Origin of the sequence: Rhizobium sp. RU20A (assembly GCF_900155885.1) — a bacterium.
Taxonomy (GTDB): domain Bacteria; phylum Pseudomonadota; class Alphaproteobacteria; order Rhizobiales; family Rhizobiaceae; genus RU20A.
In genome coordinates this window covers 1,781,337-1,800,321 of sequence record NZ_FTMB01000001.1, presented here as the reverse complement: position 1 = coordinate 1,800,321, position 18,985 = coordinate 1,781,337, and the positions used below count along the sequence as shown (strand labels likewise).

Below are 18,985 nucleotides of genomic sequence, written 5' to 3'. Positions count from 1 at the left end.
CCGGGCGAAGGCAAGTCGACGCTGGCACTCGCTCTGGCCCGCATGTATGCGCTGTCAGGCCGCAAGACCCTGCTGATCGACTGCGACCTGCGCAAACCGACCCTGCACAAGCATGTCGGCCTCCAGCCGAATGCCGGCTTTATCGACTTCCTGCGTCACCACGACACCGAGAGCAACGCCTCGATGCCGAACGTTCTGGTGAACGATCCGCTCTCGGATCTCATTCTGATGCTCGGCGGCCGCAGCAGCGACATCGGCACAGATGAGTTCTTCATGGACGAGCGTCTCGCCCGTGTTCTCGCCACGGCGCGCAAGCACTTCGACTATATCATCCTCGATACGCCGCCGATCGATCCGGTGGTGGATGGTCTCTACCTCGCACGCAATGCCGACGTGGTGTTCTTCGTGGTGAAGTGGGCGACCACGCCACAGACCGTCGCCAAGCGCTCGCTGGAAGCGCTGAAGGACAACATTGGCAGCAACACGCAGATTTACACGGTGCTTAACCAGCAGGACATGGCAAGCTTCTCGAAGAGCAACGTGTATTCGGAATATTACAACAGTTGACGGGATGACGGGCGGCGCAGGCCGCCCGCTGTCTTTTTCAAATCCGGTGCTGCCGGCCGGGCCTGGCTTTCAGCCGAGGCGCCAAGGCAGCGACCCGTTCCGATGAAAACGAAAGCGCCTGCCCGGATGACGCGATGGTCTTCGGGCAGGCTCTTTCTTTTTGGGCGGTCTTGATGGTGTCCGGTGCCGTGATCAGGCCACGGTCAACCGGGCAAGATCGATCTTGCCGGAGGCGGCGGCCTCGATATAGCCGAACGGACTGGGATGCACGCCGTCTGCCGTCCACTTCCCGGCCGTTCCATCCACCTTCCAGATCCCGGAATTGCGCGCGGTCTCAAGCGCCACAGCCACGTCGAAGATGCCGCTGAGCGGATGTGTTCCGGAACCTGCGCGCGTTGCACCCTCGGTCCCTGTCGCGGCAGCCGTGTCCGAAACAAGCGGTGCGCCGTCACGCATCCAGTCGTTGATCTCCTCGCGCACGCCCGTGTCGAAATATTGCGCCTTCGTCTGGTTTTCGGTCGTTGCCCAGTTGTCTGTCGACGTGGTCGTGTGCGTCAGGGTGCACTGGAAGAGCTTGCCTCCGAAGAGCAGCCTGGACCTCAGCAGAGTCCAGTAGGTCAGCAGGTCGGCCTTGATCTGGGCCGCGCTGCGGCCGAGACGAATATCGTTGGTGCCGTGGGCGGCGATGATGGTTCTGGTGTAGTTGGCAGCCAGAAGCCGCCTCTTGTAGGTTTCCAGGAAGAGATGGATCCGGTCGCCGGAGCTGCCGATGTTGATGTAGGGCAGTTGCGGCGCGATGGCGCGCGGAATGATGCCGACGGCGTTGGCTGCGTCGGGCGCGTCGCCGATGCCGCGCTGGAGGCTGTCACCCACGATCAGGACCGGATTGCCGCTCGTCCTTCCGATAACCGCCGTCGGCCAGAAGCCGGCTGTCTGCTGCGCGTTTCCGTTGTGCGCCGTCATGGTGAGATCGGTCGTGCTCGACGTACTCAGGTGCATCTTTTCGCCGACAGAGGCGTTCTGGGCAGATGTCTGGAAAATCAGCGTCCCGAGAGTATGAAGGCACCAAACATTGACCCAGAAACCTTGGCCAGCGGGAATCGTCACGGCTGCGAAGTCGGAGACGAGCTGCTCGAAATCACGGCAGAACCCGCGCGTCTGGTCGTCGAAGCGCAGCCGGGTGTAAGTGCCCGCCGGATATTCGACGGAGCAGGTAAACTGCACACCGGCACCGTTGGGAAGCTCGAATTTGGTCGGGCCGATGTCCCAGTACCAGTTCGGCAGGACAATGGCGAGTTCCGTGATATCGCTGCGTGCCACGTGGTAGGAGCGCGCCATGAAGGACTTGTTGGAGGCGGCCTTGGAATCGCTCAGGCGGCAGTTGGTCGCCACCTGGCCATAGAACTGGCCTGCAGCGAGCGGAAACTGGCTCGCATTGGCCGGCAGGGGATACTCTGCCGAAAGCAGGCCGTACAGACGCGCCTGACCGGCGCCGATATCCTTGAGATCGAGCGTGTTGACCATGTTACAGCTCCAAGATGAGATAGGCGCCGTCATAGGTCACGAATTGACCGTCGGCAACGACATAGGCAAAGCCTTGCGGGAGTTCCGGAAGGAGCTGGGTGGAGGGGTGGTGTGCAAGAATGCCGGCTGAAAGCCCGATAATGCCTGCGCCAAGACCAAGCATCAGAAGCCCCCTTCTGTTGATGACCAGGAAGCCATGACCTGACGCCGCCGCGTCCTTAAGTAAACCCTCTTTGTCGTCCATTGTAACCGGTGATGCCGTTTCATTGATCGCACTCCATTTGACTGCAAATTAGGCTAAAGTCAAAATGGCGAGGGGGGAAAAAGGGGCACGGAATAGACCGGCATTCGCCAACGATGCGCGCATGCGGCCGCAGCCCGTGCGGGACATACGGGCTGATCCCGGCTCCCAAGCCTTCCCAAGCGCACCGGCGACGCTGCCTGGAATTTTTACGAAATGAACGCCAGATGGCATTCGCGCTTGACAGCATTTACCCTTTCAGAAGCATGCGGCTTGCATAGTCCGGGATGCGCTCCGGTACCCTGGCGTCATCTCCCTTGCTGATGGCCGCCGGTCAATCGTGTCGGCCGAGGGCTGGAGAGATCCGGTAAAGACAAGCGCCGCGGCCAAGGAAACAGTTTTCGGGATTCCACATCATGAGCGGCTTTCTTTCCTCCCTTTTTGCGCGGCGCGAGCCGGTCGTGGTTCCCGAGGTTCCGCCGCGCCCGCGGCTTAAAATGGAAGACACGTTCAGCGCAATCTATGCGGTCGGTGACGTGCATGGGTGCGAAGAAGAACTGGAGCGGATGGAGGACGTGATCCTTGCCGACGGCTCCGATCTTGCCGGCGACAAGCTGGTGATTTTTCTGGGTGATTACATCGATCGCGGCCCGGCTTCCGCCGGCGTGATCGACAGGCTGCTGACGCCTTTACCGGCCGGGTTCCGTCGCCTTTGCCTCACCGGCAATCACGACCAGATGTTCCTCGATTTCCTTGCTGCGCCCAGCAAGGACGCCGCCTGGCTGCAACTGGGTGGTTGGGAAACGCTGGCCTCCTACGGCATCTATCCCGACACCGCGGCCCGTGGTCTGGCGACCAAATTGCAAGCCTATATCCCGGACGAACATATCGACTTCCTGCGCCGCCTGCCGGTGATGGCGACCGTGGGCACATTCTGTTTTGCGCATGCGGGCATCGATCCGCGACTGCCGCTCGAAGAGCAGGACGACATGGTGCTGATGACCAGCCGGCCGCACATCTTCGACTGGAGCCTCTACAAGGGGACCCACACGATCGTGCATGGCCACACCCCGGTGGAGCGGATCGACCTTTCCGGCAAGCGCATCAATGTGGACCTGTGCGCCTACCAGACAGGGCGACTGGCCGGTGTGCGCATCAAGGACGGCGCCCCGTCGGTTATCCTGTCGCGCTGACGACAAGGCCCGGCCACCCTTGCGGATGATCGGGCCATCGTGCTCGCTAGGTCGGTGCCTCGATCAATCCTTGCTGAAGAGGTCCCGGGTGTAGACCTTTTCGCTGACATCGCGAATGTCGTCGCTCATGCGGTTGGCAATGATGACGTCGGATTCGGCCTTGAACGTCTCGACATCCCGCAGGACACGGGCCCGGAAGAAGGTGTCTTCCTTCAGCATCGGTTCAAACAGCACCACCTCGATGCCTTTGGCACGTAGCCGCTTCATGACGCCCTGGATCGAGCTGTCGCGGAAATTGTCGGAGCCGGCCTTCATGGTCAGACGATAGATGCCGACCGTCTTCGGGTTGCGGCGGATGATGTCGGCGGCGATGAAATCCTTGCGGGTCGAGTTGGAATCGACGATGGCGCGGATCAGGTTCTGGGGAACATTGTCGTAATTGGCCAGAAGCTGCTTGGTGTCCTTCGGCAGGCAGTAGCCGCCATAGCCGAAAGAGGGATTGTTGTAATAATTGCCGATGCGCGGGTCGAGGGAGACGCCGGTGATGATCTCCCGGCTGTCCATGCCGCGGGTGGCCGCGTAGGTGTCGAGTTCGTTGAAGAAAGCGACGCGCATGGCGAGATAGGTGTTGGAGAACAGCTTGATCGCCTCGGCTTCGCTGGAGCCGGTCAGCAGGACCTCGACCGCCTTCGTGACTGCGCCTTCATGCAGCAGCTCCGCAAAAATGCGGCCGCGATCGGTGCGGTCGCCGACGATGATGCGCGACGGGTGCAGGTTGTCATGCAGCGCCCGGCCTTCGCGCAGGAACTCCGGCGAGAAGAGGATGGTGTCGGTGTCAAATTCGGCACGCATGCGCTCTGTGAAGCCCACGGGGATCGTCGACTTGACGACGATGGTGCCTTCCGGATTGAAGGCCAGCGCGTCGCGAATGGCCGCTTCGACGGAGGACGTGTCGAAGAAGTTGGCGTTTGGATCGTAATTGGTGGGTGTGGCGATGATGGTGTAGTCGGCACCACTGTAGGCCGTCGCCTTGTCGCTCGTCGCCGTCAGCTTCAGCGGCCTGGTGGCGAGGAAGGTGCTGACATCCGCATCCTCGACGGGCGAAATGCCCCGGTTGACCATATCGACACGCGCCTCGGAAATATCGTGGGCGACGACGTCGTGGTTCTGCGCAAGCAGGACTGCGTTGGAAATGCCAACATAGCCCAGACCGATCACGGCAATCTTCATGGGAAAACGAGCCTTCTTAATGATCTTCAAAAATATAAAATGTCGATTCAAAACGGGTTCGGGTGTGAGATGCGGGACGGATGTGCAACCCTCATCCCATGCTTTTACAGGTGGGGCGCGGCACTGTCATGACGGCCCATCCCAATCTTCAAACTATTGTTAACACAGCCGGGACCGGGATGTCCGGTGCCGCCTGCAAAAAGGGCCTGCCGCGCCAGAAATCCCATATCTCGACGCATCAATGCGGCGCGTTGTGCTTCGAGTGCCAGTTCCAGGCGGAGCGGACGATATCCTCGATGCCGTAGCGCGGCGCCCAGCCCAGAAGGGCGGCCGCCTTCTTGTTGTCGGCCACCAGCAGTGTGGAATCCCCCTCGCGCCGTGGAGCCTCTTCCACCGTGAAATCCCGTCCAGAAACGGCTCGGATGGTGTCGAGCAGTTCGCGGACCGTTGTGCCGACACCGGTGCCGAGATTGATGGCTTCGGTCTTGCCGCCTGCCAGCAGGTAATCGACAGCGCGCACATGGGCATCGGCGAGGTCGAGCACGTGTATGTAGTCGCGTACGCAGGTGCCGTCGCGGGTCGGGTAATCCGTACCGAAGATCTTGAAGCCCTGTCGGCGTCCCATGGCCGCCTCGATCGCCAGCGGCACGGCATGGGTCTCAGGCTTGTGCCACTCGCCGATGCGGCCTTCGAAATCCGCGCCGGCAGCATTGAAATAGCGCAGGATCACGGCGCTCAGTCCCAGAAGGTCGCTATAGTCGCGGATCGCCTGTTCCACGATCCATTTGGTGCGGCCATAGGGATTGATCGGCTTCTGTCCGTGGGTTTCGTCCAGCGTCTCCGTTTCCGGAAGTCCGTAGGTCGCGCAGGTCGAGGAAAAGACGATGTGCTTCACGCCGCCATCAATCGCCGACTGCAGCAGGTTCAGTGAGCCGATGACGTTGTTTTCGTAGAAGGCAAGCGGGTTTTTGACGGATTCACCTACCTCGATGAGGGCCGCAAAATGCAGGATGGCGTCCGGCTTGTGCGTGGCGATCACCTCGGCAATGCGGGCACGATCGCGGATGTCGCCGCGCTCGAGGATGCCCCAGCGTACGAATTCCTCGTGGCCATTGTAGAGATTGTCGAAGACGACCGGGATATAGCCGCGCTTGGCCAGCATCATGCAGGTGTGCGAGCCGATGTATCCGGCGCCGCCGACGACGAGGACTGTTTTTTGCATCTGATTGCCTTTAAGCGAGAAGCGTGCGCGGGAGGCGGCGCGCGATTGCAAGTCGTTGGATTACATACGATATGTTGAGCCGGTGGCTCAAGCCCGTCAATGGGGTTATGTGGGGCAGATCGCGATCACGAAGCCCCGCACACAGCCGCATGATAGGCCCTATTCTCTTGTTTTTGCGCCATGGTCCAAAACCGAAGCCCTCACGCTTCTGCTGGAGAAGCCCGCATGCGCCTTCGCCGGCTCCAGGTCCTTCCCTGCAATCGGCTCAGGCTCTGCCGCCACGACTTGTTGCCTTTGAAGAGCCATGACGAAAATCAACGTCGTCAAGAGTCCGATGCTGGGGAGTGCTCCCCCCGACACCTCGAAAAAGCCGAAGATGGCGTAGCAAAGAAGCAGGGCGAATGTCGCGCGCCCCTTGGAACTTCCGGGTTTGCCGCAACGCCCTTGCCGTCCCCATAGGCATAGCCCAGGAGGAGCAGAGCCTCGGGATCGTTCTTTTCGGCGGCCTGCCTGTACAGGTCTATGCTTGCCGTGAGATCCTGAGTGGTACCCGAGCCGCTTGCATAGGCCTTGCCGGCCGCGACGAGGCCGCGCACATTTCCGGCGTCGGCTGCCTGCTTGAACAGGGCAAACCCCTTCTGAGGGTCCATCGTAACGCCCTGGCCGTTATAATACAGCTGACCAAGCGCAACCTGAGCGGACGCATTGCCGCTCTTTGCGGCCTTCTCATAGTAGCTTGCCGCAAGGGGCATATCCTGCGGTACAGCCTTGCCTCCGCTGTAGAGATAACCGAGTTGCAAAGCTGCTTCGCTCTGACCGGCCTCATCCGCCTCCCGAAGCAGGGCGACGCCCTTGGCGGCATCGGGCGTTGTCCCGACCCCTGCAATATACGCCTTTGCGAGGGCAACCTTTGCAGCCGCATTCCCGGCTGCGACGGCCCGTGTGTAGAGGTCAAATGCCTTTTCAGGGCTCTTTTCAACGCCATTACCGCCTTCATAGGCATAGCCGAGGCGGAGCAGGGCCTCAGCGTCTCCCTTGTCCGCGGCAGACTGCAGCGCTTCAATCTGAGGTGAGGGAGCCTGTGCGTTAGCCAATCCTGCCTGGAGACCGAATGCGATTGCGGTTGCAATGGTCAGTCTGACGAATGGACGGTTCAGAGACAAGGTCATTGTCTTTTCCTCTTCGTTAAAATGCAGTCGATAAAAGGCTTAACACTTTAAAATTCTTGGAAAAAAGCCTTAGCTTGCGTCGCCGCGACGGCGTTTTCGCTTCAATGCGAATTCGACCATTTCGTCGAGCCATTCGCGATTGATGATGTAGCTCGAAGCCAGATAGACGAGCCCCCCGACGGAGCCACCCACACCGAGCCTTATGAAACCGGGGTCAAGATACCGCGTCGCAAAGAATGCGACAACCGCGGCACAGGAGGCACAAACCGCGGGGATGATCACTTGCTTGTGATAATTCCAGAACGAGCTTCCACAGACGGGTCTGACGAGGCCGGCCCAAAACGCCGGGATCAGGAAGATGTAGAACCCAATCATGAGATAGATGACGGCTTCATGGCTGAAGGACGAACCGATCCAGGCAAGTCCGAACAGCGAAAGCATGACCAGGGTTGCCGACATCAGGGCGCGTGTCGTGTGGCCGGTCGAGAACAGGAGGCTGCTGCTTGGATTTCCGACGGAGCGGAAGGCGCACCATATGGCAAACAGCCTCATCAAGCCGGCAGCCTGCTGCCACTGAGGCCCGAGGACGATCGCCGTCACATCTTCAGCAAAGACTGCAATGAAGAAATAGATCGGGAAGTTGATGGACGCCGTCATTCTGAGCGTCTTGTGATAGATCCGCTGGATGTGGCCGCGATCGTCCTTTGCCTTGGCCATCAGCGGGAATGCGACACGTGTGATGATCGGGTTGATCACAAACATGATTCTGAGGCCGAATTCGCGGGGCTGTGAATACAGGCCGAGAGTCGAACTGCCGAAGACGCGGCCGACGACGATGACATCGGACTGTAGCGAGAACGTATTCACAACGTTCGTCAGCAGAATTTTCACGCCGTAAAGAACGTATCGAGAAACCTCGTTGAAGCGGAGCCGGGGAGCAAAGGAGAAGTTTTTCCGAAGGAAAACCCAGACCAGGCCGGAATTGATGACGGCATTGGCAATGAAACCCAGCACGACAGCCATCGGGCCGAGACGGTGAGCCAGGCTGATGGTGATGCAGAAGCCGAGGAAGAACGACAGCAGCTCGATCTTCGCCAGTGTCGAGATATCCAGATCGCGTTCCGCCAGAACCCTGAACTGCTGCGCTGAGGCCCAGACCACAAAGTAGATGCTCGCCAGCAGAAGAAGAGGAACGATTTCGGGCGCTCGGTAGAATGCTGCGATCGGTTCGGACAGCAGCGCGACGATGACGGTGATGATGAAGCCGGTCAGCAGATTCAGCCAGTAAAGACTCCGCAACTCGTTTTCGGTCTGGTCTGAAAAGTGGATGAGGGCATTGCTGATGCCGATGTCCGAGATCATCTGCGCCGTGTTCGTCACGGTCAGCGTCAGCGCGAGAAGGCCGATCTGGGCCGGCGTGAGGATTCGAGCCAGAAGCATCAACTGCAAAAACGCAATGATTGCCTTTCCCAGCATCGACAGCGCGGACCATCGAACGGCGACGAAGGAGCGATCTCTGAGCGACCCGGTCAAAACGGCTTACCGAAATGTTCGAGCATGCGCGCGATATTGGTATCGTTCTGGTTCACGCCAAGCGTATTGAGCCGGTGCAAGCCGATCTTCTGTGAACTCGGCCATGCCCGGACCGGTCTGGGGGGGCCGACTTTCGTGAACAGGCTCCCATTGCGCAGCGCCATCCAGTAAAGCCAGACATCGTCCGCACTGGCACAGATTTTGGTGAAGGTCTGACTATCCAGGGTTTCCTTTGGAAGGGAGCCCGGAGGATAGAGAATGCCCCCGACCCCGGTGGGAAAGACATCCCAGTTCGGTGCAGAGGCGGAAATGTTATAGTCCCAGGCGGCATAGGGTTCCGGCGTGCCGTCAGGCCCGAGCTTCACGCGATGGCAGCGATGGCAAATGATCGTGTGGGGATCACCCTTGTAATGCTGCAGAAGCTCTTCCAGCAGAGTCGGGCGGTAGTACAGGTCGTCGTCCACGGTCACGATGAAGGCATCCGGATAGGCCTCCAGCGTATGGACGATCTTGTTGTAGGACTTGTAATCCTTGCAGATGCCGATTGTCAGTCCATGGGCCTGCAACGACCGGATTTCCGGAGTGAGCTGCTTTTCATCGCTCTCTGAAACCCACAGGATCAGGTCGTCGGCCTTGACCGTCTGGGAAAGAAGACACATCAGCGTGTAATAGAGGTGCTTGTAGCGCGGCGGGTACGATGTCAGCGATACAATCAGCCTGCCAGGAAGGCGGTGCGGGCGTGCCTTTATCTTCGAAAGATCTGTTTTTGCAACCGACCTCTGCAGTGCGGCGGCGGAGATCTGTTCAAAGGCCGTCTTGGGCGCGCGGACGAGTTTTCTGATCAACGGGTGCATTGTCAACCCTTGCCGTTCGAGCCCACGATTTCGTTCAGATAGCCTGCGAACATCGCCTCGTAAGTGAATTTCTTGGCTTGCGCGCGGGCCTTCAGTCCCATCTCCTCGCGCAGGTCAGCATCGCTGGTCAGGCGCTCAACAGCCGATTTCCACTCTTCCTTCTCAAGCGGCAAAACGAACCCTGCCTCGCCGACCACTTCCATGAGGGCTGGATGGTTTGACGTTACAACGGGCAGGCCCTCAAGCATGGCTTCTGCAAGCGCCAAGCCGAAGGCCTCGAACCGCGATGGAAACACGAAGACGTCGCCCGCCCTGAGAAAGCGTCCCACTTCCTTTGCCGGCAGTTCACCAACGAGATGCAGGCGGTCACGCACACCCAGCCGTGTCGCCTCGTCTTCGATTGTCTGGCGCAGTTCGCCATCGCCGAGGATTGCGAGATGGACATCCGGCAACTCTGCAAGAATCTGCAGCAGAAACACGTGGTTCTTCTGCTGGGACAACCTGCCGCAACACACCATCAGCTTGATCGTGTCGCTGAGGCCGAATGTTTGACGGCTTTCTGCCTTGCTCAAAGGCGATACGCGCGACTGGACGCCGTTATAGATCAGCTTCAGCCGCGACTTGTAGCGTGCGGGATAGTCGGCGAAGCCGTTGAGGACCGCTTTCGAGGCCGAAATATTTGACGTGAAAAGGCCGGTCATGCCGCAGATGTAGTCAAGGACCCGGCCGATTTTCGGAACGGACGAGATCGGATTGGTCTGGGTGGCAATGCGGGTCCTGGCGCCGGTCATGAAGCCGAAAATGGCCGCGATGGGTGAGGCGTAGTGTGCGAAGCCCACGACCGCTTTGGGCCTGTTCGAGAGCATGTACTTGAAGAGGCGCCAGAAAATCCGGATCATATCCGCAACGCCGCGGGGTGGATGCGGCAGCAGCGAAATGTGGTTCACATTCGGCGGGAACGGCTCACGCTTTGCGTAAAGGAAGACGACATCCGTGTCATATCCCAATTGCGCCATGGAGGCCTGCATCTGCGTGGCGCGCGTCTGGACGCCGCCCGCTTCTTTCTGGGTGCACAGAAAAAGGATCTTGTCTGTCATTTGCTGAAATCGTTCCGAGAGTTGTTCTTGTCGCGGACCGTGAGGGCAATCCACAGAGCATGCGGCGAGGTCACCAGATATCGCCAGAGATGTGTTCTCGGGTTCGTTGCAGCGCGATAGACAAATTCCAGATTCGCGTTCTGCATCCACAGGGGCGCGCGCGTGTATCCACCCGTGATGAAGTTGTAGCAGCCGCCGCATGTCACGATCCAGCGGGCATTGACCATGGTCTTCCAGCGTATCGAGATGGTCTGCTCGCGAGGCTTGCCCATGCCGACCCAAAGAAAATCGGGATTTGCGCGGTTAATGTCCGCAACGACGTCCGCTTCCTCTGCGGCCGTGAAGTATCCGTTCCGACGCCCAACGATGCGCAGGGAAGGATACATCTTCTGAAGGATGATCGCGCAATCCCTGTTGAGTTCCTCCTCCCCACCGAGCAGGTAGAAGGATAGGCCCTTGGCGACGCATTCCGCAGCGATGTCGTGAATCAAATCCGTCGTCGCGCTGCGCTCTTCGATGGCCGGCCCCTTGAAGAACTTTGAAAGCGTGACGAGGAAGCCGCCATCGGCATGGATCATGTCCGCTTGCTGCATCGCAGAGCGAAAGGATGCGTTGGTGTGATAAAGCGAAAGCCCCTGGCCATTCACGTCGAAGAGAACTTTCGGCTTGGAACCGTCCGTCTCCGCGTTTCGTGCCAGGCAATCCTCGACCAGAGCCTTGGTAATCCCTTTCCGTGAAAGGGTCGTGATATTCATGCCACCAATATTGGTGAGATTAAATCCGTCTAAAATCATAACGGCCTCAACAATTAACAAAATATAAAACGTTCAAAATCAGCCGGGAAGATACCGCAAATCACCTCCTGTGCAAGGCATTTCTCATTATGGCCGCAGGGCGTCAGGCGGTGTGGTTAACCGCGGCCGCGGCCGGTTTTTCCAGAAGACCTCGCGAGAAGGCCCTGCGGGCGCGCGGATATCGTCTTGTCTCGCGCCGTTCTGCGCGCGGTTTTCGTCAAGCCGGCCATGGTTCAATTCGTCGATGGATCAAGGGGTGACTAGCCGCCGCGTCACGGCCGTCATCTTCATGGCCCGTGAAATGAGAAGCGACAGGACTGCCGCGCAGAGCGTTGCAAACAAGGCGCTGCCGATGTTCGAGAAACTGAAGGTCTCGTTCACGATGCGGATGAGGAAGAGGTGGATCAGGTAGGCGCCGAGCACGTCTGCGCCCCATCGCCCGACCGGAGCCGACAATGTCCTGAACAGGCCGAAAAGACCGATGGCGAAGAACAGGGTCCCGAACGAATAATCGTGGCCCGACGGGAATTTTCCCGTCAATCCACCCTCCAGCAGATGCAGGATCATGCCTGCAACGGCGAGCAAGAAGAACCACAGTCGGCTGACATAGGTTGCCTTCGCCTGCATGAGGTATCCGCACAGGAGCAGCAAAGGCGCTTCGAAAATGCCGTTGCGATAGACGAACGTGGGCACTTTGACCCCGATCAGCGGCCCGTAGGCTCCGATGGCAACGCCGATTGAATACAGGGCTGCGCACGCAATGACCGTGTATTTCGTGCCGAGCATACGCAGCGAAGTCCAGACCAATATGGACCCCATGATAAGGGCTGGCAGGAACCAGAGATGGTATCCCGGCCCACCTGTTCCGAGTGCAATGATGAAATTCCGGAGCTTTGCAGTGAAGACCGGCTGGTAGATGCCGCTGAACTCGACCGCAAAGTAGAAAATGGTCCAGATAACAAAGAAGAAGCCGATCTTTCTCAGAATTGAAAGAGAGGCCGGTATGACATCGCTGATCCGGTCCGGTCTCCAGAAAAAGCCGGATATGATAAAGAAGCACGGAACCGCAAACCGCGACGCCTCATCCAAAATAAATCCGGCTGTCTTGTTCTCAGAGAACATGCCGAGGCCATTTGCATGAAAAGGCTTATCCCGTTCGCACAGGTTCACACTACTAATTGAGAATTAGGCACCTCTTAAATTCAGGAGGCGATCTCTATCATTGGTAGCAAAACAAGGTCGAAGGTCTGCTATTCGAGATGCCGCGTTCTTTGCACAAAGTGCAAAGAAGTCCTTCGGCCCCCAGCTTCACTAGGGACATGGACAGATTCGCTGCGGTGCGTCGATCGGAGAGGTGGCTAGGCCGAGGCTTTGGCTCTTCCGTCCACAGGCGACTTCAATCGCGGTGACGTGAGTTTGGAGCCGACGGGGATGTGGCGCAGATACCCAGCGGCGATCTCCGCCGGTGCCAGGCTCGGCGGATGAATATATCGGCGGGTGTTGTGTTCCTCGCCTGGTCTCCGTGGCGGTAGCGCTGGGCGCATTGGCTCGCGACGGAAATACTTATGCCGTTCCTCGTCACGTCGGATGTCGTCCAGAGCGTCGAAGATGTCCATGCCGTTCTCGAAGGCGTATTCCTGGGCGCGTTTCAGCCGCTTGGGATCAACCATCTTCAGCACCTGCGTACGGTGCTCTTGTTTCCACTTGCGGGTGTCCCCGACGATGCCGCGCCATGTGATGGGGCCGATCTTCTGGCCAAGGCATAGAAGGGTGTCGATGGATGTCTGGAAGCTTCGGCGGCGGTTCCATCGGAAGACGAATTCGTTGCAGTAGATGTCGACGTGTTTCTCACGAAGGCCATGATACGTACCCATGGCCCAGCGCTTGAAGTTGGAGAAGATGCGATGAACCCACTTCAGCACGATATGGGCTGGCATCGCATTCTTAGCACTCAGGTTATGCGCCTTGTGTTTCCGCTCAGGCGGCCGTTCGTAGGCGCTGTAGCCGTCGGTGATGATCTGTGTCCCGCGAACGGTGTTCTGGGCGATGAACCGCTGCAGCGTCTCGCGATCCGCGACCTGGACACGCTGCAACCGCATGCGGCCTGGATAGTGTTTATCGACAATCTCGACCGCGCCGACGAGCACCATCTTCCCTATGCGGCTACGGCCTTGTCCTCCTGTGACGGGGTCCGTCTTCTTGCGGTACGGCACGTTGGTCTCGTCCATCTCGACGACGCCGCTCAACGGTCGCCGCTCCGGATTGACCATGGCGCGACGGAGCTTGTGGAGGAGGAGCCAGGCCGCCTTGTAGCTGACGATGCCGAGCTTGGCCTGAAGTTGGAGGGCTGACATACCGTTTGAATGGGTCGCCATGAGGTAGGCGGCCAGGAACCACTTGCGCAACGGAAGATGTGTTCCGTGCATGACCGTTCCCGCGATCAGCGAGGTCTGATGACGGCAGCCGGTCCTCGTCCGTTGACCCTTGGCATCCTCCCGAACGCCCTGACATTCCCAGACCCATGGCCGTGCCTCAAGCCGCCAGGCCCGGTTGCCGCCACACTTCGGGCATTTGAAGCCGCTGCGCCACCGTTTCTTGGCCAGGTATTCCGCACACGCGTAGTCGTCGGCGAAGTCCGATGTGAACTTCTCCAGCGATGGAGGCCGATCCTCGGCCCAACGGGTTGGAAACAGGCTTTCGCTCATCCTGCTCGTATAGCCGAGCAGGGGAGACACGTCATGCGTGAGCGCTAGATGTGGTTAACACCTGTGCGAACGGGATAAGCCTTTGCATGAATGATCACAACCGCAAAAATGGCAAAAATTCTCAGTAATTCTACGCCAGAATTTTTCACTTTTAATTTCCGATTCTTAATAAACTGAACGGTTGTCAAGTAATTTTGGAATTAAAATTCTACATTAGGTAATTTAGCTATCAAATATTCGCGTGATTTTCGTTGCGAGACTTCTCGAGGGGTGCATTTGCTTTCTTGGATAGTCGATAAATACCCGTCGAGTCTACTGCCGATGGTGCCGCCGAGTGGCGTCGACCCTTGTCGGAAGTTTGCCGAGGCTGTTGATGGCGTCAAGGGCGGGGTGGGCGTATCTGTGATCGACGTTAACGGCCATCAGCCTCATGGATAACGGTCAGCCGGTCCGGCGGTGTTAATAGGCCGGCGAGGCACCGCTTCTCGACAGCCCGGCGGGAAATGGCGTCTATGATGAAAGGGTGTGGAGCAGGCACAATGCCGTTTGCTTTGGTCTTCGCGATCGTGGCGGCAACGAAACGGACATTCGATGAGTTTGCCTGACGTCCGCAAAGGCGACCAGATGCGGTGGTGGGTTATCTGAATTTCGACAATGTTCGCGCCGGTCAGGCTGGTCTTCGGCGGGGCTTGCCTATGGGCTTGCCGAAAGACGCACGAGTGTCGTGCTTTCCCGCAAGCCGTCGCCAAGCTGGCGAAAACTTGTCGTCTATTCCGCCACTTCAGGCGCCGCGCCATACTGTAGGATTTTTGATCGAATGGTGGGCGTGACAGGGATTGAACCTGTGACCCCTACGATGTCAACGTAGTGCTCTCCCGCTGAGCTACACGCCCATTCGATGGGCGGCTTACACCACAGAACCCGTAATCGCGTCAATAGGCATGTGACGGATTTTTTACGGGGCTGTGGAGAAGCCGCAGCCGTGCCGTTTTCAGGCGGCGGCCAGCATCTTGTTGACCTCGTCGACGAGGTCGCGCAGGTGGAAGGGCTTGGACAGGACCTTCGCGTCCTTGGGGGCCTTGGAATCCGGGTTGAGCGCCACGGCGGCGAAGCCGGTGATGAACATGACCTTGAGGTCGGGGTCGAGCTCCGTGGCGCGGCGCGCCAGTTCGATGCCGTCCATTTCGGGCATGACGATGTCGGTCAGCAGCAGAGAGAAGGGCTCTTCCCGCAGGCGATCATAGGCGCTTGCGCCATTGTCATAGGAGGTAACCTCGTAGCCGGCCTTTTCGAGGGCCTTCACGAGAAAGCGTCGCATGTCGTTATCGTCTTCGGCGAGAAGAATCTTCTGGCTCATGGGGTCTGCCATCTGTCCGTCAATGTGGGATGAGGTGTGTGCATCACTAAGCCACCTCAAGTGTAAATATGCAGTGAATGGGCCGTATCAAGGTCCCTTCCCGTGGTGAAAGAGTATGGACACAGGTGGGGGCGACTGGCAACATGACCGGCACGGCCGATTTGCGGACATGGTAAAGGGGAGCGATGGCGGGAACACACGACCAGACCGGGCTCCCTGACGGCAAGCCCTTCGATGGCAAGCCGTTCGAGGTGATCGAACCCGTTTCGCAGCGTGTGCCATTCGTGTTCAACTCGCCGCACAGCGGGCGTGTCTATCCACAGTCGTTCCTCGATCAGTCGCGGCTGGACGGGCAGGCGATCCGTCGGTCGGAAGATCACTATGTGGACGAGCTTTTCGGTTTCGTGCCGCGTTTTGGCGCACCGCTGCTTCTTGCGCATTTTCCGCGTGCCTTTCTGGATGTGAACCGCGAACCCTACGAACTCGATCCGCGCATGTTCGAGGGCGCGCTGCCGCCGCATGCCAATACGGGCTCTGTCCGGGTCGCTGGCGGTCTTGGCACCGTTCCCCGGCTCGTGGCGGAGAACATGGAAATCTACCGGAGCCGTATGCCGGTCGCCGATGCGCTGGGGCGGATCGAGGAGATCTACAAGCCCTATCATGCCTGCCTTCGCCGGCTGATCGCGCGCACCCATGTCGCCTTCGGCATGGCCATCCTGATCGACTGCCATTCGATGCCGGCCAATATCCGGGTGGCAGGATCGAGCCAGCGTCCCGATTTCATCGTCGGCGATCGCTATGGCACCAGCGCGGCGGCAGAACTGTCGCGGGTCGCGGTCGGGCTCCTCGAAGATCTCGGTTACACCGTGTCGCGCAACAAGCCCTATGCGGGCGGCTTCATCACGGAGCATTACGGGCGCCCGGTGCGCGGCCTCCATGCGCTGCAGATCGAGATCAATCGCGGTCTTTATATCGACGAGGCGACGCTGCAGAAGAAGCATGGCTTTGCTGCCCTGGCGTCCGACCTGCAGGTCTTCGTGGACGCGCTTGCCGCCCATGTGGACGATGCGGCGGCCTATTTGCCGCTGGCGGCCGAATAGGTCGCTCTTTTACTCTCGATTCTTGGCTTTATTCCCGATGTGGCCGGGAGATCCGGCGTCGACGTCCGGTGTGCGGGCAAAAAAAACCGCGCCTGTTGGCGCGGCAAGTCTAGGGAGGAAACACCCAAGGAGGGTATTTACAGCCACAAGTGACTGTACCCATACGCTAATATTGCGCCGCACAATTGTCAAGGAAAATGTGTAAAAAATAGACGTCTGCAATTCGTGCTTAAAATTTAGACATTGACGCGTTCGTCGTCCTTTGGAGTCGTTGCGCGAATTGGCGTCGGAGCGTCGGTCGCTGAAGAAGCCGGCAGCGACGTGCCCGAATTTCATGCAGCTGGAGGCTCTTCCCGTCCGCTGTTCGAGCGGCTAGGTTCGCGTCCGTATCCCTCCGTCTTCCTCCATAGAGTGTTGCCATGCTGCCCGACCGCGCCTTCTTCGACCGCCTTGCCGATGCTGCCCGCGCCGAAACCCTGCCGCGGTTCCGCACCGGCACCGGCGTCGTCAACAAGCTCGATGGCGGGTTCGACCCCGTGACGGAGGGCGACCGCGCCGCCGAGACGGCGATTCGCGCGCTGATCGAGACGCATTTTCCAGAACACGGCATTCTGGGCGAGGAGCACGGCAATGTCGGTCTTGACCGGGACTATGTCTGGGTCATCGATCCCATCGATGGCACGCGGGCCTTCATCTCCGGTCTCCCAGTCTGGGGTACGCTGATCGGTCTTTATCACAAGGGCGAAGCGATCATGGGACTGATGGACCAGCCCTTTACGGGTGAGCGCTTCTTTGCCGCCGATGGCGTTGCCACCTATCGCGGCCCCGGCGGTGAAAGCGGGCTGAAGAGCCGCACGGGGGTCGGCCTTGCCGATGCCATCCTCTTCACCACCTCGCCGCATCTGTTTACCGGCAGCGCGCTCAAGCCGTTCGAAACCCTGCAGGGCAAGGTGCGGCTGTTTCGCTACGGATGCGATTGCTACGCTTTTGCGCTGCTGGCTGCAGGCCATGTGGACCTTGTCATCGAGGCCGGCTTGAAGCCCTATGACGTCGGGGGGCTCATTCCGCTCATCGAACAGGCTGGCGGCGTGATCACGACCTGGGATGGCGGACCTGCCGAAATGGGCGGCGAGATCATCGCGGCCGGCAGCGCCGAGCTACACGCCGCAGCGCTTGCCGTCCTTCAGGGCTGAGCTCAGCCGGCTGCGATGGTCGTCTTGCCGACCATTGAGGCTGGACCCTCCTCCACGCTGCCGGGGATGAAAGCGAGGATGGCCGCCATGGCCTGGCTGCGATAGCGGTCGGCTTCCTGAAACAATTCATGGCGCGCGCCGTCGATCGGCACCATATGGCTGGCGCGGAAGATGCTGCAGAGATTTTCGACCGCAAGATGAGGCACGAGCCTGTCGGCGGTCGGGGCGAGCACGAGCGTTGGAATGGTAATGCGCGTCAGGTGTTCATGGCGCGCGACCCGCCGGATGGTGATGAAGGCCTCATGCAGCCAGCGGGCGCTGGGAGGGCCAAGGCCAAGGTCGGGATGGGCGGCCAGAAGGGCCGCATTGCGCTGGAACCGGATGGGATCGGAGGTCAGCAGATTGGTCTCGAAAGGCCTGTTTCCACGGTCGCGGTTCAGCGCGCGGCTGCCGAGCCCCAGCATGCAGGCAATGGACGCGAGCCGCGCGATGGCACCTTCGCCAACCGCCTGGGCGCCGAGCGCCAGAAACGGCGCCGACAGCACCATGCGATCGATCCGGCCGGAAAGCTTCGGCGCCATGGACAGGGCGACAAGGCCGCCGGTGGAATGGGCGAGCAGGAAAAACGGCATGCGCGTGTCGGGCAGAACGATACGCTCGAGAAAGAGCTGAAGGTCCGATTCATAATCGGCGAAGCGGCGCACATGGCCGCGGCGCGGGGCGTTGCGCAGGAGGCGGGACGACCCACCCTGGCCGCGCCAGTCGAAGGTGGCAACCCACAGGCCAGCGGCGTTCAGCTCGCGGATCGTCTCGAAATATTTTTCAATGCTCTCATTGCGCCCCTGCAGCAGGATCACCGTGCCGCGGGCGCTGCCTTCGCTGCGAAAGATCGCATAGCGGATTTTCGCGCCACCCGCGCCATCCAAAAAGCCGGCCGTCCCGTCGCCAGGTGCCGGATTGTCTGCCGTCTCGAACAGGATGTCGCTCATCGCTCTGTGCCACGCATGGTGTTGGTCCGCTTCTGCCCTTGAAGCATAAAGGCGAGAGGTTGCGGAAGAAAAAAGGGGCGGCCAGCCTTTTCGTCCGGATCGATCGCGACGGGGGAGACGCGATCCCCTTGAACGTGAATGGGCCGGCCGCCCGGCTGAAGGAGAAGGGACATTGCACTTCAGCGCCGGAACGATGTTCCGATGCGGCAAGGGATAG

The 18,985-nt window shown here is 59.5% G+C and carries 16 protein-coding genes, 1 tRNA gene and 1 pseudogene; 4 read left to right on the top strand and 14 right to left on the bottom strand.

What is annotated here, in order from left to right; all coding sequences use genetic code 11:
- A partial coding sequence (locus F3H41_RS08690) for a CpsD/CapB family tyrosine-protein kinase (RefSeq protein WP_149738142.1) occupies positions 1 to 567 on the top strand: 567 nt, incomplete at its 5' end.
- Between the two features lie 192 nt (positions 568 to 759).
- Here the strand turns inward: F3H41_RS08690 and F3H41_RS08685 are convergent.
- Together F3H41_RS08685 and F3H41_RS08680 are read right to left on the bottom strand one after the other, a co-directional pair.
- Positions 760 to 2,091 carry an SGNH/GDSL hydrolase family protein gene (locus tag F3H41_RS08685; protein ID WP_188129375.1) on the bottom strand — a complete coding sequence of 444 codons (1,332 nt, stop codon included), beginning with the start codon at positions 2,089 to 2,091 and terminating at the stop codon, positions 760 to 762.
- A 1-nt stretch (position 2,092) separates the two neighbouring features.
- Positions 2,093 to 2,335: a hypothetical protein gene (locus F3H41_RS08680; RefSeq protein ID WP_149738140.1), complete on the bottom strand. Its 243-nt coding sequence runs from the start codon at positions 2,333 to 2,335 to the stop codon at positions 2,093 to 2,095.
- 413 nt (positions 2,336 to 2,748) lie between these two features.
- Between F3H41_RS08680 and F3H41_RS08675 the strand changes: the two genes are divergently transcribed.
- A complete protein-coding gene (locus F3H41_RS08675) occupies positions 2,749 to 3,525 on the top strand; it encodes a metallophosphoesterase family protein (RefSeq protein ID WP_149738139.1) in 777 nt (258 codons plus the stop codon).
- Between the two features lie 63 nt (positions 3,526 to 3,588).
- Here F3H41_RS08675 and F3H41_RS08670 read toward each other — a convergent pair whose 3' ends face one another.
- The 11 genes and pseudogenes from F3H41_RS08670 to cpdR1 all read right to left on the bottom strand — a co-directional run bounded on the left by F3H41_RS08670 (position 3,589) and on the right by cpdR1 (position 15,486).
- Positions 3,589 to 4,755, bottom strand: a complete 1,167-nt coding sequence (locus tag F3H41_RS08670) for a nucleotide sugar dehydrogenase (RefSeq protein ID WP_149738138.1) — start codon at positions 4,753 to 4,755, stop codon at positions 3,589 to 3,591.
- A 238-nt stretch (positions 4,756 to 4,993) separates the two neighbouring features.
- Positions 4,994 to 5,977 carry a UDP-glucose 4-epimerase GalE gene (galE, locus tag F3H41_RS08665; RefSeq protein WP_149738137.1) on the bottom strand — a complete coding sequence of 328 codons (984 nt, stop codon included), beginning with the start codon at positions 5,975 to 5,977 and terminating at the stop codon, positions 4,994 to 4,996.
- Positions 5,978 to 6,300: 323 nt separating this feature from the next.
- Positions 6,301 to 7,146 carry a tetratricopeptide repeat protein gene (locus tag F3H41_RS08660; protein WP_149738136.1) on the bottom strand — a complete coding sequence of 282 codons (846 nt, stop codon included), beginning with the start codon at positions 7,144 to 7,146 and terminating at the stop codon, positions 6,301 to 6,303.
- 69 nt (positions 7,147 to 7,215) lie between these two features.
- Positions 7,216 to 8,679: an MOP flippase family protein gene (locus F3H41_RS08655; RefSeq protein WP_149738135.1), complete on the bottom strand. Its 1,464-nt coding sequence runs from the start codon at positions 8,677 to 8,679 to the stop codon at positions 7,216 to 7,218.
- Positions 8,676 to 9,533, bottom strand: coding sequence for a glycosyltransferase family 2 protein (locus tag F3H41_RS08650; RefSeq protein ID WP_149738134.1), 858 nt, complete (start codon positions 9,531 to 9,533; stop codon positions 8,676 to 8,678). The genes F3H41_RS08655 and F3H41_RS08650 overlap by 4 nt, the downstream gene beginning before the upstream one ends.
- 2 nt (positions 9,534 to 9,535) lie before the next feature.
- Positions 9,536 to 10,234 carry a glycosyltransferase family 4 protein gene (locus F3H41_RS21510; protein WP_280177040.1) on the bottom strand — a complete coding sequence of 233 codons (699 nt, stop codon included), beginning with the start codon at positions 10,232 to 10,234 and terminating at the stop codon, positions 9,536 to 9,538.
- A gap of 392 nt (positions 10,235 to 10,626) precedes the next feature.
- Positions 10,627 to 11,424 carry a WecB/TagA/CpsF family glycosyltransferase gene (locus F3H41_RS21505; protein WP_149738132.1) on the bottom strand — a complete coding sequence of 266 codons (798 nt, stop codon included), beginning with the start codon at positions 11,422 to 11,424 and terminating at the stop codon, positions 10,627 to 10,629.
- Positions 11,425 to 11,673: 249 nt separating this feature from the next.
- The gene (locus F3H41_RS08635) at positions 11,674 to 12,546 is read right to left on the bottom strand and encodes an acyltransferase (protein ID WP_149738131.1); all 873 of its coding nucleotides are present in this window, start codon (positions 12,544 to 12,546) and stop codon (positions 11,674 to 11,676) included.
- Between the two features lie 596 nt (positions 12,547 to 13,142).
- Positions 13,143 to 14,129 (bottom strand): annotated as a pseudogene (locus tag F3H41_RS08630) (IS1595 family transposase); the annotation flags it as partial.
- 818 nt (positions 14,130 to 14,947) lie between these two features.
- Positions 14,948 to 15,022: transfer RNA gene (locus F3H41_RS08625), tRNA-Val, on the bottom strand.
- A 98-nt stretch (positions 15,023 to 15,120) separates the two neighbouring features.
- Positions 15,121 to 15,486 carry a response regulator CpdR1 gene (gene cpdR1, locus F3H41_RS08620; RefSeq protein ID WP_149738130.1) on the bottom strand — a complete coding sequence of 122 codons (366 nt, stop codon included), beginning with the start codon at positions 15,484 to 15,486 and terminating at the stop codon, positions 15,121 to 15,123.
- Positions 15,487 to 15,671: 185 nt separating this feature from the next.
- Here cpdR1 and F3H41_RS08615 point away from each other — a divergent pair, with 185 nt between their 5' ends.
- Positions 15,672 to 16,586: an N-formylglutamate amidohydrolase gene (locus tag F3H41_RS08615; RefSeq protein ID WP_149738129.1), complete on the top strand. Its 915-nt coding sequence runs from the start codon at positions 15,672 to 15,674 to the stop codon at positions 16,584 to 16,586.
- A gap of 419 nt (positions 16,587 to 17,005) precedes the next feature.
- The gene (gene hisN, locus F3H41_RS08610) at positions 17,006 to 17,779 is read left to right on the top strand and encodes a histidinol-phosphatase (RefSeq protein WP_149738128.1); all 774 of its coding nucleotides are present in this window, start codon (positions 17,006 to 17,008) and stop codon (positions 17,777 to 17,779) included.
- A gap of 2 nt (positions 17,780 to 17,781) precedes the next feature.
- Here hisN and F3H41_RS08605 read toward each other — a convergent pair whose 3' ends face one another.
- The gene (locus tag F3H41_RS08605) at positions 17,782 to 18,768 is read right to left on the bottom strand and encodes an alpha/beta hydrolase (RefSeq protein WP_149738127.1); all 987 of its coding nucleotides are present in this window, start codon (positions 18,766 to 18,768) and stop codon (positions 17,782 to 17,784) included.
- Between the last annotated feature and the right edge of the window lie 217 nt (positions 18,769 to 18,985).

Excerpts from the sequence above, each read along its gene's own strand:
- F3H41_RS08685 (WP_188129375.1), bottom strand. The coding sequence starts at position 2,091 with ATGGTCAACACGCTCGATCTCAAGGATATCGGCGCCGGTCAGGCGCGT.
- F3H41_RS08680 (WP_149738140.1), bottom strand. The coding sequence starts at position 2,335 with ATGGACGACAAAGAGGGTTTACTTAAGGACGCGGCGGCGTCAGGTCAT.
- F3H41_RS08675 (WP_149738139.1), top strand. The coding sequence starts at position 2,749 with ATGAGCGGCTTTCTTTCCTCCCTTTTTGCGCGGCGCGAGCCGGTCGTG.
- F3H41_RS08670 (WP_149738138.1), bottom strand. The coding sequence starts at position 4,755 with ATGAAGATTGCCGTGATCGGTCTGGGCTATGTTGGCATTTCCAACGCA.
- galE (WP_149738137.1), bottom strand. The coding sequence starts at position 5,977 with ATGCAAAAAACAGTCCTCGTCGTCGGCGGCGCCGGATACATCGGCTCG.
- F3H41_RS08660 (WP_149738136.1), bottom strand. The coding sequence starts at position 7,146 with ATGACCTTGTCTCTGAACCGTCCATTCGTCAGACTGACCATTGCAACC.
- F3H41_RS08650 (WP_149738134.1), bottom strand. The coding sequence starts at position 9,533 with ATGCACCCGTTGATCAGAAAACTCGTCCGCGCGCCCAAGACGGCCTTT.
- F3H41_RS21510 (WP_280177040.1), bottom strand. The coding sequence starts at position 10,234 with ATGACCGGCCTTTTCACGTCAAATATTTCGGCCTCGAAAGCGGTCCTC.
- F3H41_RS21505 (WP_149738132.1), bottom strand. The coding sequence starts at position 11,424 with ATGATTTTAGACGGATTTAATCTCACCAATATTGGTGGCATGAATATC.
- F3H41_RS08635 (WP_149738131.1), bottom strand. The coding sequence starts at position 12,546 with ATGTTCTCTGAGAACAAGACAGCCGGATTTATTTTGGATGAGGCGTCG.
- cpdR1 (WP_149738130.1), bottom strand. The coding sequence starts at position 15,486 with ATGAGCCAGAAGATTCTTCTCGCCGAAGACGATAACGACATGCGACGC.
- F3H41_RS08615 (WP_149738129.1), top strand. The coding sequence starts at position 15,672 with ATGGCGGGAACACACGACCAGACCGGGCTCCCTGACGGCAAGCCCTTC.
- hisN (WP_149738128.1), top strand. The coding sequence starts at position 17,006 with ATGCTGCCCGACCGCGCCTTCTTCGACCGCCTTGCCGATGCTGCCCGC.
- F3H41_RS08605 (WP_149738127.1), bottom strand. The coding sequence starts at position 18,768 with ATGAGCGACATCCTGTTCGAGACGGCAGACAATCCGGCACCTGGCGAC.